Raw genomic sequence first — 14430 nt, 5'->3', positions numbered from 1 at the left:
ATGGGAAGGCGAATAGTTGAGCATCGGTTGGTGCAGGATCCGTCCATGTCGGATGCCGAGTATTTTCACCAGCGGCAGGTCAAATCGGGTCCGAATGTCGGCAAGGTTTATGTCCAGATGAACATGGCGGAGCTGATCGGTGGTCTGGCGAGGCTCAAGGGCGCCAGTGAAATGCAGATCATGGCGGCCGCGAAGTATCGCAACACATATGAACGAGCGCAAATCGGCGGGGCAAGGGCTGTCGACTATGCGGCGGTGAAGGTGGACACGTCGGGGCCGTCCGGCGACCCGCTGGCCGGACGTACAGCCGACGCGCTCGAAGCCTACAAGCAAGCGGTGCGATGCCTGGGCATGCTTCGCTCTGCGCTTGTGGAGCGCGTTGTCTGCCATGACCAAAGTCTGACGCATCGCGGAATGGGCGCGCGCGCTCGGGGCAGGGCCAAGGATGAGCTGTTTGCGGCGCTCGATGATTTGGCAGTCCACTTCCAGTTGTCTATGAAGCGGGCTGCTTGACAGCGGGGCACGAAGCAGGCACTAATCGATATGCTAGCGCATATCGCGCGAAATTCAGGCCCGCCACGAGCGGGCTTTTTTGTGCACTAAATTCCAACATCGAAAGGACTGCCCATGCGCATCACTGCGTTCATTGGTGCTGCTCTGATCGCGCTCTGTTCGCTGGCCATGGCGCCAGTGGCCATGGCCGATCCGGCGCCGGACATCTGTGCTCTCGAGTTCACCCAGCCTGCCAGCCTTGATCACGCCCTGGCCACTGCCGATCTGACCTGCGCTGTCATCGCCGTTGATGCTGCGTTCTATGCGCAGATTACCGGCGGCGACGAGGACGAAGCCGCTGGTCCTTCCCGCAGCCGCCTTTTGATTGCGCTCGACTTTGCTGGCCCACGCCTGCACTTCGACCCGGGCCGACATCTGGGCTGACACGTTAAAATGGTCGGGCGCTACGGCGCTCGGCCTGTTTCCCAAGGGCGTGCATACAGCGCACATCCTCGGCAAGCAGGCCAATTCCCCCAATAGGGGCATGCATTGTTGGGGGGGGCGGCGAGACCTTGCCCAAGCTCGTCAGGACGCCAGTTGTTTGCAGGCTAAGGGAGCTCGATCTCTCTCTCTTTGTTGTTTTTCCCCCCTATAGAATGGGACGAATCCGCGGGCTGGCGAAAATACTAGAACAAATCTATTGTCCCCCAAAAAAAGGGGGAAGATTTTGAAGGTTTACGCCTATCGCGTTGTTCAACGCGGCCCACGCTCGCTTGAGCAAATGCTCGCAGAATTGAACCTGCGTCCTTTGGAGCAAAGGGTATTCGACGCAAGTTCGGTGGGTCTCAGACTCGAACACACAACGTCAGACGGGGCTTTCGTTTTTGCGGATTTTGCAGCGGCTCGTGTGGGGCACGGCCCAGGTAAAATGTCCGCTAATGGACCATTGACGGAAATCGAACTCGAGGATGGGGAGGCATTTGGTGAAGATACCGGTTTTGTCTATCACCCTCCTTCCGGCTATCTAGCGCTTCAATATAATCATGCTGGGCCTCGCGTTGCACGAGTTGCCCAGTATCTGATTGCAGCCGATCTTAGTTTAGGCGGGGTACGACAAGCCCTTCCCGGGGAGGCTACTATAGATCGTGCGGGCTTTTCATTCGGTGCGGTGCTGAAGCCGGATGCATACAGTCGCTTGGCTCGGTTTGGGATTATCAAAGAGCTGGAATTTGAGGTTAGTGTACCCGGCGCCCGTGCATCAGATCGGGCCATGGGGCGCAGCCTTTCTGACATCTTGGACGCACCCTTGCCATCGGGGATAGATACCATCAAAATCTCGATGAGAGCTTCTAGGGAGGCCGGTGGGCAGCTTGGGCGCTCTGGCGCTATGCAAATAATAGATGATCTCCATGGTTTAGGGGCCATGGTTCAGGGCGGGTACGTCAAAGGCAAACAGGATGAAGGTACAAGACTGGAGGCAGTAGATCTGGTTCAGGAGCGTCTGTCGTCGGAAGCTCTGGTGACCACGGGACGGGGACGTCGGTACACAAGAACGGACAGGTGGGGAGCAATGGAAAGAATATTGGACGGATGGCTGACGACCGGCGCACTGCCCGTCGCCCCATGAATAGTCTCAGTGTGGAGCGCTACCTGCCGTATGGCATCGCAATCGTTGCGACGTTGGCATGGCAGTTCGTTGGGGGCGCAAAATTCCCTGGGGACCCTAGCAGCCTGTTAGCTGCCACCGGCACGGCCGCCGCGGTGTTTGTTGGATTTCTCGCGACGATGAATGCAATCATCCTCAGCGTGTCGGGGTCGCCCATTTTTCAAACAATACGGAGTGCGGGGTATCAGGAAGACCTGCTCAGATATGTCCACGAAGCCACAATTATTGGTGTAACACTGCTATGTTACTCAATTATTGGATTTTTTGTGGTGAGTAATTCTGGAACTCCTTGGATTTACAATGTGGTTTGGGTGCTGATTTCAACTTGTACCGTGTCGCTATTTGTTCGGGTATCAAGGATTTCTTTTAAGTTGTTAAAGAAGGTTTGAGACACTATTCGCTGTTTATCTGCCTCGACATTAGTGTCAGGCTTTCATTATGGCTCAACCCCATCGAGCGCGGCGAACAATTCCCGGTCCCGTAGCCAATGATCGCCCGCTCGAACCCGTTTCAACTCATGCGGAAAATGCATCAGTTCAATCAGCACAGTTCTGAGCTGATTAGGGCCCTAGGCCGAGAAGGTTTCTCATCCGGAACTTGATGCCTATAGTGTCGATCGTGTTAGCGGGAGGGTGAGGTTGCCCATGCTTCTGCTAGCCAGATCCGTTCACTCTGTTTTTTCTGGCGCCGGTGCTCCGTTTGACTATGCGAACAACCCAATCTGAAGATTTTGCTCTCAACACGCCTCGCCTCATCCTGCGCAGGCCGACATATGACGACTACGGTGGTTATGCCGCCATCATGCAATCGCCCCGTGCCATCCCCATGGGTGGTCCGCTAACGGATCGCGAAACTTGGGGCATGTTCTGCCATTGCGTCGGCTCCTGGACGATGTTCGGCTACGGGGCACTAGTGATCGTTTCACGAGCAACGGGTGCCGTCATTGGCATGGTGAGCGTCAATGGCGGTCCACTTTTCACCGAGCCCGAGCTTGGATGGTACCTGTTCGACGGCTTCGAGGGGCACGGCTATGCTACTGAGGCAGCTGTAGCGCTACGCGACTGGGCGTTGAACGAGCATGGCCTCTCAACGCTTGTCAGTTACTTTGCGCCCGACAATGAGAAATCATTAGCGGTCGCCAGGCGGTTAGGTGGGACTCAGGACCACGCAGCGGTCGCGCCTGACCCCACCGACCTCGTCTATCGTTATGCCTCAAGAAGTGACCGTTCCGGGTCCTGCGCCGGCGGGCCTGGCGACCCTTAGTACGCCAGCCCGAACTGGATTTCGATTTTGTGATAGCCCGCCTTGGGCCCATCGTAATGGTGATAGAGTTCTCGGCTTTCTCCCGAGAACTCATGGCGAGATTCATCTATCGCCTTAACAAGGGGCGCGTAGCCCTGTGAAAATAGCGTGCGCATAGGTCCAAGGTGCATGTGTGTCGCCGCTATGATGGGCTCTAGATGCAGTAGGTCGAACGGACCATCGTATGCAGAAGGCGTTGGAATCGGGCGGCAGCACCGCCAATTAAAGAACGTCTTGCCGTTCTTCGGAAGATTGTACGAGACAAAGATCCAAGGGTCATTCGCAGCTATTCCTGACCTTTTGAGGTCAGCATCGATCTGCGGGCATACCTCGGATGCTGCACCTTTCACCTGCGGTATCGTTAGGCGTCGGCTTTGGCTCACGACCCAAAGATCTTGTGTTTCGACTATCTTCATTGCTCCCCCTCGCGATCAAACTAAGTGGCGCAAATTTGGTGGGCAAACTGAAATGCAGAAAATTCTACCGGTTCGGCAAGTGTCGGGGCGTTAAGATAGAAAAGGTTCCTAAAAGGTGGCGATAGCTGACCCCGCCTCGCCACCCCATTCCCCAGCCCTTGGCATAACAGCCAGGGGGGTGTCGGTTATTCCGCTTCTGCCGCTGCCGACGCTTCAATCCCGCGTTGAATCTTCGCAGTTAGTACGAATAGGAAAGTTCCTAGCGCTTCAGCAAATTCAACTGACTGCTTTGCTTCCTCAGGCGAAACGTGGGGCCTCTCCGCGTCTGCATGACGTGGCCGGTTCGACCCTAATCGTACCGAGTGAGCCCAATCTGCCATCCCTTGCGTCAGCAGGTTGGCGGCAAGTGCTGCGTCGATCCGGTGGTACAGACTTCCTTCGAGCAGCCCCTTTGCCTTTAGCATTGCATCAACCGCACTTCCTGCCATCACGGCGGCAGCATCTGGCGCGTGTAATGTCTCAAACGCCTGTTGAAGAAAAGTCCTGGCTTGATCGGGGATATCTTCGTGAGCGGCTTTGGCATCTGGGAAAAGTCTAAGGACTTGCATGGTAGTGTTGCCGTCCCACTGCAGTTTGGTCGCAACAACACTGGTGCAACTGGTGCAGCGGTACGCAGCCCAACCAGAACCGTGTTGATGCCACTTATCTGCCCAGACTAAGTTCAGGTTGGGGCTCGCAACGGAGCAGTGCGGGCACCTCCCTATGTCCAGGAGCTTCGCGCCTGGGCCATAGCCACCGGCTTGTAGGTGCGTAAACGACGAAGTCTGGGCCACGTAATACCCTCCGAATCGGGTCCATGCGAAACAATCCGGACATTTCGAAATACATTCAAGGAATTCAATCATGGCTCCACGTGGCGGTGCGCGCCCCGGTGCGGGCAGAAAGCCGGGCAAGGTATCAGCGGCAAAGCGCGAACTGTCCGACATGGCAAAGGATCATGCGCAAGCCGCGCTCGATACGCTCGCGGCCGTTCATGCCGACAAAGACGCCCCGGCAGCGGCGCGAGTTTCAGCGGCCACGGCGATCCTTGATCGGGCCTATGGCAAGCCGCCTCAATCGCTGGAACACAGCGGGAAAGACGGGGCGCCACTAATGCCGCCGTCCATCACCTTCGTTCTCGATGAAGATCCCGCTTAGTCGGCCGCAACTCCAGTTCGCATCGGCAAAGGATCAGTTTCCGGCTTTCGTCGGCGGATTCGGTAGTGGCAAGACCCATGCGGCCATCGCGCGGGCTCTGGCTCTCAAGCTGCAGTATCCCGGTCAGAACATCGCCTACTACCTACCGACCTATGATCTGGTCAGTACCATCGGCTTCCCGCGGTTCGCGGAAACGCTGGACGACATGCTGATCCCCTTCAGGGTCAACAAGAACGCCAAGGTTATTGACCTCGGCGCTTTCGGGCAGATCATCTTCCGCACGATGGATTCGCCAGAGCGCATCATCGGCTATGAGGTCGCAGACAGCATCGTTGACGAGCTGGACACGCTGCCTCTCGAAAAGGCGCGGGGCGCCTGGAACAAGATCATCGGCCGCAATCGGCAAAAGAAGCCGGATGGATCCCTCAACACGGTTGCAGTAGCGACCACACCTGAAGGCTTTCGGTTCGTCTACGAGCGATGGCAGAAGTCGCCGGCCAACGGCTACCGGATCATCAAGGCCTCAACCTACAGCAACTCGAAGAACCTGCCTGCTGGCTATATCGAAAGCTTGCGCGACAGCTATTCCACGAACCTGCTGGCGGCGTACCTGGATGGCGAGTTCGTCAATCTAACCAGCGGCTCCGTTTACACCGAGTTCGATCGCAAGCGGCACCACACAGCGGCCACGATTCAGCCGGGCGAGACGTTGCATGTCGGTATGGACTTCAACGTTCAGCATATGGCGGCGGTCATCTTCGTGCTGCGCGATGGCAAGCCATATGCGGCGCAGGAATACACCGACATGCTGGACACCCCGGCAACGATCACGCTGCTGAAAGAGCGGCACGCCGGTCATCCGATCTTCGTCTATCCCGACGCCTCGGGGCAGAACCGGAAATCCAACAAGGCTAGTGACAGCGATATTGCCTTGCTGAAGCAGGCTGGGTTCCGGGTTTGCGTGAACCCATCCAACCCGGCGGTTAAAGATCGTGTGCTAGCGGTCAACGGCCTGCTCAAAGCTGACGGGGTTGGCATCAACACCGATACCTGCCCAACACTGGTCGAAGCGCTCGAAAAGCAGGCCTACGACAAGAACGGCGAGCCCGATAAGTCGGGCGGGCTGGATCACGTCATCGACGCGGCGGGATATTTTATCGCCTACAAGTTCCCGATCCGCGCTCGCGGCATCTCGGGGCAGAGAGAAATCCGGGGTCTTGTCTGATGGCATTCGATATCACGGCGAAGCATCCCGCCTACAAAGAGTTTGAAGCAGCGTGGACCTTGATGCGCGATGCGTTCTCGGGAGAGGACGACATAAAGGCCAAAGGAGAAACCTATCTACCGATGAAGCCTGGCACTCGGGCAATCTCGGACCCAGCGACCCGCGCTGCGGCCTATGAGTTCTACAAGGAGCTTGCCGAGTTTCCCGACCTTCTGGCGCTGACCGTTCGCGGCGCTGTGGGCACGATGCTCGATAGCTCGGCTGAGATTGAGCTGCCTTCGGCACTGGAGCCATTGCGCGAACGGGCCACACGCGACGGCCTGACGCTTGAGGCACTGCACCGCCGCATCGCCACCGAAATCATGCTGGTGGGCCGCTATGGCGTCCTGCCGGGCATTGGACCCGATGGCGCGCCGTATCTGGCTGGCTATGTCGCGGAGAGCATCACAAGCTGGGACACAGACGAAGACCAGCGACCGGATTTCCTCGTGCTCGATGAGAGTGGTCTCACCCGCAATCCCGAGACCGGCGAATGGGAGCAGACGGTTCAATACCGAGAATGCTTCGTGCTGGAGGGGCGATACGCCGCGCGAGTTTGGGTGAAGGGCGCTTCGGGCTGGGAGGCTGGCGAGCCGGTTGAAGCCGTCGACCGTAAGCGCAAGCCAATCGACTTCTTGCCATTCGTGTTCTTCGGTGTGAGCGACCTGACCCCGGCGCCGGACGACGTGCCACTCTATGGCCTCGCAAAGATCGCCCGCCGGATCTACCGGATGGACGCGAACTACCAGACCTCGCTCTACATGACGAGCGAGCCCACGCCCTACGTCGTTGGCGTGTTCGATGAACAGAACCAGGCGCCGAGCACCATCGGCGCCGCAAATATCTGGGTGATCCCAGAAGGCGGCTCGGCCGGCATGGTGGAATTCACCGGGGCAGGCATTCAGGCCCAGGAAAAGGCAATCGACAACGCCAAGGCAGACGCGACAATGTTTGGCGCGCAGCTGCTGACCGAGAACAAGCGCACCGCGGAATCAGGCGAGGCCATCCGGCTTCGTTTGGGCAATCAGACCTCGACGCTTAAGACTATTGCCATGACCTCAGCCGCAGGGCTGGAGCGGGCTTTGAAGAATGTTGCTGTGTGGATGGGTGAAAACCCTGATGCGGTCTCCGTGAAGCCCAATCTGGATTTCTTCGCACACGACCTCTCAGCGCAAGACATTACTGCCATCGTGGCCGGTTGGCAGGCAAAAGCCTATCCGCGCCGCACCATGTTCGACAGGCTCAAGCAAGGCCAGTTGATTGGCGAGGATACATCCTATGAGGACTATGCCGCCATGCTGGACACAGAAATGGAGGATCAGCACCTGACGGGTGAGGCGCTTGATATCACCAAGACGACGGACGAGGCTTAGTACCTAAAAGCTGGGCCGATTTGCGCAACGCCGCATAAGGCCAGACACTCCCGTTTTGCGGGAGATTCGGAATGCCGCCAAAAGTGGCGCGCTCGGCGTTCGAGCGGTTAAGCTTGCGTTTGCAATGCGAAGAACTTGCTATCCCACTGACAGAGATGGACGCCCGATACGATAAGGCTTCCCGCCGGTGGTATGATGAGGGAGGCGCTTCGTACCGGCGGCCAGAGCCACTGGTTGCGGCATCAATTCGGCGGGCAGGGTTTGAAGTCGCGCATTGTGAGGGGACGGCGCTCTTAATGCCGATGAAGGCGCTCACGTTTGATTGGTTTTTGACGAACTACGAAGCCGATCATTCATGGATGCGACGGTGGTATTTTGAGGGGATGTGCAAAACATTTGAGGGGCGAGCGACTGAAATTCGGCGCTCTATGGCACGATGCCAAGAGCCTGAGTTTGCTTCGCACTTCGATGCAATAATGTCAGTTCACGACCTTGGGCCGGAAGCCGTGCCTCGCAATCTGGCCCTGCTACTCGCGGCTCATCACAGATCCACGCTGCTCAGCATATTCGACATTTTTGCCTCCGATCCATATGCCTATAGGGCCGGATGGCCGGATATTGTTGCTGTCAGTGAAACGGAGCTTCGATTTGTGGAAGTGAAGACGGCAGACCGATTTCATGCTTCGCAGGAGCGAGTGGCGAGGGCCTTTAGAGATGCGCTTGGATTGGATTTTTCCGTTGTGCGGTTGAAACCCAAGCAGTCTAATTGGGCAAATAACCCTTATCCCTGAGATGGTCGGTTAGAAGCTTCTCCACCAGAGAAGTGAGCGAGCGGTGATCGTCGGATGCTGCTTTTTCGGCGGTCTCTTTAAGTTCCGGCGCGATGCGCAGATTTAGGGTTGCGGTCTTTTTTCGCTGCTCGGTCATAAAATGTAACGCCACTGGCTTGACATGAGTTTGGCCTAGTGTAACGTGAGTGGCGTTACATAACAAGCGGCCCCACACGATGTTGACGCATCGGGCAGGGCCTACCAACCGAGATCGTAGAGGATCATCGCATGGCTACCATCATTATACCGTCCGCCTCTGGCGCGGGCGATAGCGATTTCATGGCATTCACGCCGCTTTCTGAACTTTTCACCGATCCTGTAGTGCGCAGCATTTTCCGCGATGCTGAGCGCGACCAGGGCTTTGCCTTCACGATCCCAACACCAGATAGCCCGGTGTTCGATGGCGGCGCCGAGGCTGAGTTGGAGTTCGTGGCATGACGGCGGGCGAAATCATGAGCCTTTTTGAAGGGCAGGATGAAATTCTCGCCAAGATGGATGTAGTGCGGCATCTGTCGGCGCTGCTCTGTGGCAAGCTGGAAGGTCGCTTCTCCGAGAAGGACGGCAAAGAAGACGCTGGGCGCGGCTACGTCAAACTTCTGCTGTCTGCTTCAGAGGTCGAACAGATTTGCTGGCTGGCCTCTGAGGTCTCTATTCACTCTGCAATTCTAAACGAGAAGGTGGATGCTGCTTACAGCCTGCTGCTGGTGAATGCAGAGCAGGGGAGGAAGGCGGCATGAGCGACTTGGTGTCCAAGCTGACCAATCTAGAGCTGGAGGCTCATGACCTCCTGCGAATGGCCCAACTCACTCAGGACAAGCACGAGGAAATGTTCATTGGCCCAGATGATCGCGGGCGAATGATCGCCACAACGCATGACCACGAGACCATGGAGTTCGCTTGCCGTAACGTTGCGAAGCGCGCCGAAATCTTGCTCGTGTGCGTAGCGGCCCTTGTGGCCGAAGTCGAAAGCGGACGCGGGCTGATTGTACCGCCAACGGCAAAAGCCGCCTGACCAATCGGGCGTTCGCGCCCGCTTTTCTGAACATCACCAGTTTCCCCGCCGCCAATGGGGATGAATGCGAACCCGAGTTTCAGCACTCCGGCGTTCGTAAATGCGAACCCCTGTGCATTCCGGGCTTGGCGGGCCGGAGTGCTGAAACCCCAAGGAGGGTTATCTATGTCTTCCGATTTTAACGCCTCTCGCCTGCCAATCGTGAATGTCCGTGAAGGCGAGGCCTTTGCTGATAGCCGTGACGTTGCAGCCTTCTTTGACAAGGAGCATCGCAATGTTCTGCGCGACATTGACAATCTTGTTGCTGCTGAGCCGTCGCTGGCCCTGCTCAATTTTGAGCAGGGGGTCTATACCCGAGCGGACACTGGCAATCAGCAACATCGCCACTTCCGTATGAACCGAGACGGCTTCTCGCTGCTCGCTATGGGGTTCACCGGTACCAAGGCCCTCAAGTGGAAACTGCGCTACATCGAGGCCTTCAACGCCATGGAGGCCGAAATCCGTCGTCAGGCCCAGACCGGGCCAATGATCGACATGAACGATCCCGGTGCGCTTCGAGGCCTGCTGCTGTCCTACAGTGAAAAGGCCATCGAATTGCAGGAACAGGTCAACGAGCTTGTGCCCTCCAAGGAAGCCCTCGACCGCATCGAACATTCGGACGGTAGCCTATGCGTTACCGATGCGGCAAAGACTCTGCAAATCCCGCCGCAGCATTTGTTCCGCTACCTGCGCAGCAACTCGTGGACCTATCGCCGCGTCGGCACTTCCGGGGACATCGGCTATCAGGACAAGATCGCAGCGGGCTATCTGGAGCACAAAGTGACGTTGGTTCCGCGCCCCAATGGAACTGAAAAGAGCGCAACGCAGGTTCGGATTACGCCGAAGGGCTTGGCGAGGCTGGCGAAGATTTTCGACCAGGGCCAGAAAGCGGCATGAGCGCAAAGCGTGCCCTGACGAGCGAAACCGTAGCCAAGGCGGGTCAGAAACGCCTTGGCACCTATCAGAACTGCAAGCAGTGCGGGGCCGAGTTCTATGTCTCGCTAGGACGTGCCCGGCAAGCAGCAGCAAATGGAGTTACGATAGCTTGCTGCTCAAACGCCTGCCGGGGAGAGCTGAAGCGCGGCACAGAAATGAGGCCCGTACACGACCGCTTTTGGTCGAAGGTCGATGTTCGAGGGGAGGACGAATGCTGGCCATGGACCGCATCTAGTTTTCCGGACGGTTACGGCTGCTTCGGCTATGAGGGAAAGACGCACCATGCACAGCGCATTGCGTTCTTGCTGGCAAATGGAGAATTCGACCGAAGCCTTGAGGTGCGACACACCTGTGACAATCCTCCATGCTGCAACCCTGCCCATTTGTTGCTGGGAACGCATGCCGATAACATGAGAGATATGGCCGAACGAGGTCGCACGGATTATCCAAGGCTCAAAGGCGATGCACACCCATCGTCCAAACTGCGCTCTGGCCAGGTGCTTGAAATTCGGCGCCGATCTGCCGCTGGCGAATCCCGAGTGGCGTTGGGATTGGAGTTTGGTGTGGCGCCAAGCAACATCACAATGATTGTCACGATGCGCACTTGGCGGCACCTTTCTAGCGATGGGGTACAATAGCAATGGCCATCCGTCGCCCGCCCACGGACATTGCAGAGCGCTCCGGTGGAGCCAAGGCCAACGACATCATCGCGGACCTGTTCACTGGCCATGCGGTCGATCTACTTCGCGTTGAGGCAGGGCAGCGGCGCAAGGTTCGGACGTTCCTGGCTAAGCTGGAGCGCGATATTGTTGCCCAACTGGCTGCTATCGACCCAACAGAGCCCGTGCGCGCCGCATACCGCCAGAAGCGCCTAGAAACGCTGCTGGAGCAGGTGAAGGAAACAATTCGTGCCTCCTACCGCCGCACGAGCACAGAGATGATTGGCGAGCTTCGAGAGCTTGCTGAGATCGAAGGCGCCTTTGTTGCAGGCGCGATCAACAAAGGTGTGGGCTTTCACCTCGCTACGGCCAATTTCACGCGGCAACAGTTGGTGTCATTGGTCGGCAGTGTCTTGGTGCACGGCGCGCCTGTTGCGGAGTGGTGGAGCCGACAGGCTGGTGACACTCTGCAGCGCTTCACCGATCAGATGCGAATGGGTATGGCTCTGGGCGAAACGAGCCAGCAATTGATCCAGCGTATCAGGGGCGGCACGCGCAACGGCGAGCTGATTACTGGCTTCATGGACATCAGCAAACGCCACGCAGATAGCCTAGTGCGGTCCGCAACGATGGCCGTGGCCAACGACGCGCGCGAGGCAACCTATCAAGCCAATGCTGACATTCTGAATGCCATCGTCTGGACGAGCACCTTGGACAATCGAACGAGTGTTCAGTGCCAGGTGCGGGATGGGCTTCGCTATACGCTTGATCACCAGCCCATCGGCCATGATGTGCCGTGGGGGCCGGGGCCAGGAAACCTGCATTGGGGATGCCGTTCCACCTCGCGCCCCGAAACCAAAAGCTGGCGCGAGATGGGCTTTGATATCGATGATCTGTCCCTGGCCACGCGGGTTTCAATTGATGGGCAGGTGGCGGGCGATTCGAAGTTCGAAGATTGGCTGGCCAAGCGCAGCAGAGTCGAACAGGACAACGCGCTCGGCAAGGGCAGGGCGGACTTGTGGCGGGATGGAAAGATCAGCTATCGCGATCTGCTCGATCAGAACGGGCGAGAACTGAATCTTGAGCAGTTACGGGACATTACTACCGCATAGTCCCGCCGTCAAAAAGATCGGCGGGACCAAGGCTTGGGTTTGTGCCTATTGCATAGCGCCAGATACAGTTGCGAGGCTTATGGGTTGCGGGCCGCCCCATCTAGAAGTTTGGCAAGAAGGCTTACAAACGCGATGAATTCAAGTGCGCGCTCTGGATCGTCCTCAATGAAGCCGTGGGCCCGCGGGTTCCGAAGTCCAGCGACGGCGCCGCTGAACATCATCATGAAGCCTTTTTGCTCATCCTTGTCCGACTGGTCCAAGAGATAGTTGAATTTCAAGGTCGGATTGGATGGGTTGAACGCTCTCTCCATCAAAGTTGAGCCATCGAATTCTAGTTCGCTTCTAAGTCGCACCAAGCCATTCAACGCCTTGACGGATGCCTCGACAGCGTTCGCATAATGACCGTCGAGGTATAGCCTTGAGGAGGCTCGCTCGATCTCAGGATGAAGGGACAGGCCCTCATAGGCCTTTATCGTTCTTCCCGTGCCCGGGGTGCCGGTGTCTCCGACCTGTTCTTTAAGCAATTCGATAGCGGTAGTGAGCGCAGCTTTAGACGAGTTCACATTCGAGCGGATCTCTGCCAGATTTCCCCGAATTGATATGTCCGTGTCTGAACCCATGATCCACACCCGCGGCTCAAAGCTGTCTACATTGAGATCTCTGAATTCATAGGTGTTCGGGCCGAAAACCTGCCTGAGCGTTGAATTGATTTTGGTAGCCAAACTAGCAAGAACATCGCTGCCCGTTTGATTGTCGAGTGAGTCGAGATCGAGGTCACTCAGCTCGTTAAGTCGCTTTTCTAGTTTTGAAATTGCCTCAGTGGCCTGACCATTATTTAGGTTGGCGGGTTGAATTGTGGCTTGTTGCGCTTTTGCCAATTTGGTCCCTCTTGCGATCTAGCCAACAACATCACGCATGAGACGCAAGATTTCCAGCCCGCTCGGCATTCCGAGCCGGGCTTTTTACCGCCGCCCGTCCACTAGGCTCATTGCCCAGTGCAACATTTCAGGATTGTGCCACAGCATAAAGCCCGCGCCGAGGATGGCCGCGAGCAGCACTAGGCCAAAGACCTTTTTGAGCACTGAGAACACCAACCACAGCACCACAACGGCAGCCACGCCTAGTCCAACGAGTGTGTAGGTATCGGTTGGGATTTGTTCTCTCCGCATCCTGAAATTCACAGGCCGCATTGCAGCGGTTTGCGTTCTGCCGCCTCCGGGCGGCTTTTTTGTGCCCGCGAGTCGGGCTCCACCGAAAGGAAAGCCGATGGCTTTGAAATCCGTCTATACGTCCGGCGATGACATCCCGGCGGAACACAAGGGCCTCTATGAAGAGCAGGGCGACGTGTTCGTGCTCTCGATTGAGGACATCGACTCTCACCCTAAGGTTCGCGGTGTCATCACCGCCAATCGTGAGAACGTCAAGAAGCGCGACGAGTACAAGGCCAGGGCGGCAGAGCTCGAGGCTCGAATTGCCGAAATCCCGGAAGGGTTCGATGCGGACGAGTACTTGGCTCTGAAGGCCTCCGCGGGCGACCCAGACGACCCCAACAAGAAGAAGATCGCTGACGAGCATATCCAGTCTCAGAAGGCGCTTTACGAAACCCGTATTGCCAACCTCACCAAGAAACATGGCGACGAGCTTTCGGCACGCGACCAGGCCATTGCCGAACGTGACGGATACATCGATCGCACGGTTGCGGAAGCGGGCCTAAAAGACTCCCTCCTTGCGGTCGGCGTGGATCCCGAACTGCTTGATGGTGCGCTCGCGTACCTCAAGCCATCAGTGAAGGTTCAGCGCACCGACGACGGCAACCGAAAGGCTATTGTCGAGACTGATCTTGGTGAGATCGCCGTCCCCGACTTCGTGAAAGACTGGGCGCAGTCGAAGGGCAGGGCATTCCTTGCCAAGCCATCGGGTCCCGCAGCCGAAGGAAACAATGGCAGTGGCCGAGGTGCCAAACTGCCGTCTGGCAACTTCGGCGGCGACAAGGGCGAACGCACCAAGGCTATCGCAAGCAAATTCCCAGAGCTGGCTCAGTAGCCGGCTCTTTTCTTTGGCTGCCCTCGATGGGGTGCGGCCAGGCGCGATGCGCCAATCAGCCGGTCTGACGGCACCCCACTCCCACAATC

19 protein-coding genes are annotated in these 14430 nt (G+C 57.4%); 16 read left to right on the top strand and 3 right to left on the bottom strand.

Annotated elements, in window-relative coordinates; all coding sequences use genetic code 11:
- The first annotated feature begins 45 nt into the window (after window positions 1-45).
- The 5 genes from WH87_RS04880 to WH87_RS04860 all read left to right on the top strand — a co-directional run bounded on the left by WH87_RS04880 (window position 46) and on the right by WH87_RS04860 (window position 3421).
- Complete coding sequence (locus WH87_RS04880) at window positions 46-513, top strand: DUF6456 domain-containing protein (RefSeq protein ID WP_046138244.1); 468 nt, start codon at window positions 46-48, stop codon at window positions 511-513.
- 114 nt (window positions 514-627) lie between these two features.
- Complete coding sequence (locus WH87_RS04875; protein ID WP_046138245.1) at window positions 628-936, top strand: hypothetical protein; 309 nt, start codon at window positions 628-630, stop codon at window positions 934-936.
- A gap of 283 nt (window positions 937-1219) precedes the next feature.
- Window positions 1220-2119, top strand: coding sequence for a DUF6731 family protein (locus WH87_RS04870; RefSeq protein ID WP_156458079.1), 900 nt, complete (start codon window positions 1220-1222; stop codon window positions 2117-2119).
- On the top strand, window positions 2083-2547 hold the full coding sequence (locus tag WH87_RS04865) for a hypothetical protein (protein WP_046138247.1): 465 nt from the start codon (window positions 2083-2085) through the stop codon (window positions 2545-2547). The genes WH87_RS04870 and WH87_RS04865 overlap by 37 nt, the downstream gene beginning before the upstream one ends.
- Window positions 2548-2863: 316 nt before the next feature.
- Window positions 2864-3421 carry a GNAT family N-acetyltransferase gene (locus WH87_RS04860; protein ID WP_046138248.1) on the top strand — a complete coding sequence of 186 codons (558 nt, stop codon included), beginning with the start codon at window positions 2864-2866 and terminating at the stop codon, window positions 3419-3421.
- A gap of 640 nt (window positions 3422-4061) precedes the next feature.
- On the opposite strand, the gene WH87_RS19750 is transcribed toward WH87_RS04860, so the two are convergent.
- Window positions 4062-4484, bottom strand: coding sequence for a DUF4145 domain-containing protein (locus WH87_RS19750; protein WP_197410723.1), 423 nt, complete (start codon window positions 4482-4484; stop codon window positions 4062-4064).
- Window positions 4485-4779: 295 nt separating this feature from the next.
- Between WH87_RS19750 and WH87_RS04845 the strand changes: the two genes are divergently transcribed.
- The 10 genes from WH87_RS04845 to WH87_RS04800 all read left to right on the top strand — a co-directional run bounded on the left by WH87_RS04845 (window position 4780) and on the right by WH87_RS04800 (window position 12298).
- Complete coding sequence (locus WH87_RS04845) at window positions 4780-5073, top strand: hypothetical protein (protein WP_046138250.1); 294 nt, start codon at window positions 4780-4782, stop codon at window positions 5071-5073.
- Window positions 5057-6298 (top strand): terminase large subunit domain-containing protein, encoded by a 1242-nt coding sequence (locus WH87_RS04840; RefSeq protein ID WP_046138251.1) that lies wholly within the window; start codon window positions 5057-5059, stop codon window positions 6296-6298. Before WH87_RS04845 ends, WH87_RS04840 begins: the two co-directional genes overlap by 17 nt.
- Window positions 6298-7710, top strand: a complete 1413-nt coding sequence (locus WH87_RS04835; RefSeq protein ID WP_046138252.1) for a DUF4055 domain-containing protein — start codon at window positions 6298-6300, stop codon at window positions 7708-7710. Before WH87_RS04840 ends, WH87_RS04835 begins: the two co-directional genes overlap by 1 nt.
- Window positions 7711-7781: 71 nt before the next feature.
- On the top strand, window positions 7782-8501 hold the full coding sequence (locus WH87_RS19530) for a VRR-NUC domain-containing protein (protein WP_046138253.1): 720 nt from the start codon (window positions 7782-7784) through the stop codon (window positions 8499-8501).
- Window positions 8502-8768: 267 nt separating this feature from the next.
- A complete protein-coding gene (locus WH87_RS04825; protein ID WP_046138254.1) occupies window positions 8769-8978 on the top strand; it encodes a hypothetical protein in 210 nt (69 codons plus the stop codon).
- On the top strand, window positions 8975-9277 hold the full coding sequence (locus tag WH87_RS04820) for a hypothetical protein (protein ID WP_046138255.1): 303 nt from the start codon (window positions 8975-8977) through the stop codon (window positions 9275-9277). Before WH87_RS04825 ends, WH87_RS04820 begins: the two co-directional genes overlap by 4 nt.
- A complete protein-coding gene (locus WH87_RS04815; protein ID WP_046138256.1) occupies window positions 9274-9552 on the top strand; it encodes a hypothetical protein in 279 nt (92 codons plus the stop codon). Before WH87_RS04820 ends, WH87_RS04815 begins: the two co-directional genes overlap by 4 nt.
- Window positions 9553-9717: 165 nt before the next feature.
- Window positions 9718-10488, top strand: a complete 771-nt coding sequence (locus tag WH87_RS04810; RefSeq protein WP_046138257.1) for a Rha family transcriptional regulator — start codon at window positions 9718-9720, stop codon at window positions 10486-10488.
- Window positions 10485-11165 carry an HNH endonuclease signature motif containing protein gene (locus WH87_RS20385; RefSeq protein ID WP_082092497.1) on the top strand — a complete coding sequence of 227 codons (681 nt, stop codon included), beginning with the start codon at window positions 10485-10487 and terminating at the stop codon, window positions 11163-11165. Before WH87_RS04810 ends, WH87_RS20385 begins: the two co-directional genes overlap by 4 nt.
- 2 nt (window positions 11166-11167) lie before the next feature.
- Window positions 11168-12298, top strand: a complete 1131-nt coding sequence (locus WH87_RS04800; RefSeq protein ID WP_046138258.1) for a phage minor head protein — start codon at window positions 11168-11170, stop codon at window positions 12296-12298.
- 77 nt (window positions 12299-12375) lie between these two features.
- Here the strand turns inward: WH87_RS04800 and WH87_RS18825 are convergent, their stop codons facing one another.
- Both WH87_RS18825 and WH87_RS04790 read right to left on the bottom strand, forming a co-directional pair.
- Window positions 12376-13176, bottom strand: a complete 801-nt coding sequence (locus WH87_RS18825) for a TIGR02391 family protein (protein ID WP_052726305.1) — start codon at window positions 13174-13176, stop codon at window positions 12376-12378.
- A gap of 84 nt (window positions 13177-13260) precedes the next feature.
- Entirely contained in the window at window positions 13261-13467 is a 207-nt protein-coding gene (locus WH87_RS04790; RefSeq protein ID WP_046138259.1) for a hypothetical protein, read from the bottom strand.
- 97 nt (window positions 13468-13564) lie between these two features.
- Between WH87_RS04790 and WH87_RS04785 the strand changes: the two genes are divergently transcribed.
- Window positions 13565-14341, top strand: a complete 777-nt coding sequence (locus tag WH87_RS04785; RefSeq protein ID WP_046138260.1) for a hypothetical protein — start codon at window positions 13565-13567, stop codon at window positions 14339-14341.
- Window positions 14342-14430 lie beyond the last annotated feature (89 nt).

Source organism: Devosia epidermidihirudinis (genome assembly GCF_000971295.1).
GTDB lineage: Bacteria > Pseudomonadota > Alphaproteobacteria > Rhizobiales > Devosiaceae > Devosia > Devosia epidermidihirudinis.
The sequence above is the reverse complement of the archived record's forward strand: the minus strand, read 5'-3'. Positions and strand labels throughout refer to the sequence as shown.

Excerpts from the sequence above, each read along its gene's own strand:
- WH87_RS04815 (WP_046138256.1), top strand. The coding sequence starts at position 9,274 with ATGAGCGACTTGGTGTCCAAGCTGACCAATCTAGAGCTGGAGGCTCAT.
- WH87_RS04790 (WP_046138259.1), bottom strand. The coding sequence starts at position 13,467 with ATGCGGAGAGAACAAATCCCAACCGATACCTACACACTCGTTGGACTA.
- WH87_RS04810 (WP_046138257.1), top strand. The coding sequence starts at position 9,718 with ATGTCTTCCGATTTTAACGCCTCTCGCCTGCCAATCGTGAATGTCCGT.
- WH87_RS04835 (WP_046138252.1), top strand. The coding sequence starts at position 6,298 with ATGGCATTCGATATCACGGCGAAGCATCCCGCCTACAAAGAGTTTGAA.
- WH87_RS04845 (WP_046138250.1), top strand. The coding sequence starts at position 4,780 with ATGGCTCCACGTGGCGGTGCGCGCCCCGGTGCGGGCAGAAAGCCGGGC.
- WH87_RS04860 (WP_046138248.1), top strand. The coding sequence starts at position 2,864 with ATGCGAACAACCCAATCTGAAGATTTTGCTCTCAACACGCCTCGCCTC.
- WH87_RS19530 (WP_046138253.1), top strand. The coding sequence starts at position 7,782 with ATGCCGCCAAAAGTGGCGCGCTCGGCGTTCGAGCGGTTAAGCTTGCGT.
- WH87_RS04800 (WP_046138258.1), top strand. The coding sequence starts at position 11,168 with ATGGCCATCCGTCGCCCGCCCACGGACATTGCAGAGCGCTCCGGTGGA.
- WH87_RS04785 (WP_046138260.1), top strand. The coding sequence starts at position 13,565 with ATGGCTTTGAAATCCGTCTATACGTCCGGCGATGACATCCCGGCGGAA.
- WH87_RS04820 (WP_046138255.1), top strand. The coding sequence starts at position 8,975 with ATGACGGCGGGCGAAATCATGAGCCTTTTTGAAGGGCAGGATGAAATT.
- WH87_RS04865 (WP_046138247.1), top strand. The coding sequence starts at position 2,083 with ATGGCTGACGACCGGCGCACTGCCCGTCGCCCCATGAATAGTCTCAGT.
- WH87_RS04840 (WP_046138251.1), top strand. The coding sequence starts at position 5,057 with ATGAAGATCCCGCTTAGTCGGCCGCAACTCCAGTTCGCATCGGCAAAG.
- WH87_RS04875 (WP_046138245.1), top strand. The coding sequence starts at position 628 with ATGCGCATCACTGCGTTCATTGGTGCTGCTCTGATCGCGCTCTGTTCG.
- WH87_RS19750 (WP_197410723.1), bottom strand. The coding sequence starts at position 4,484 with ATGCAAGTCCTTAGACTTTTCCCAGATGCCAAAGCCGCTCACGAAGAT.
- WH87_RS04880 (WP_046138244.1), top strand. The coding sequence starts at position 46 with ATGTCGGATGCCGAGTATTTTCACCAGCGGCAGGTCAAATCGGGTCCG.
- WH87_RS20385 (WP_082092497.1), top strand. The coding sequence starts at position 10,485 with ATGAGCGCAAAGCGTGCCCTGACGAGCGAAACCGTAGCCAAGGCGGGT.
- WH87_RS04825 (WP_046138254.1), top strand. The coding sequence starts at position 8,769 with ATGGCTACCATCATTATACCGTCCGCCTCTGGCGCGGGCGATAGCGAT.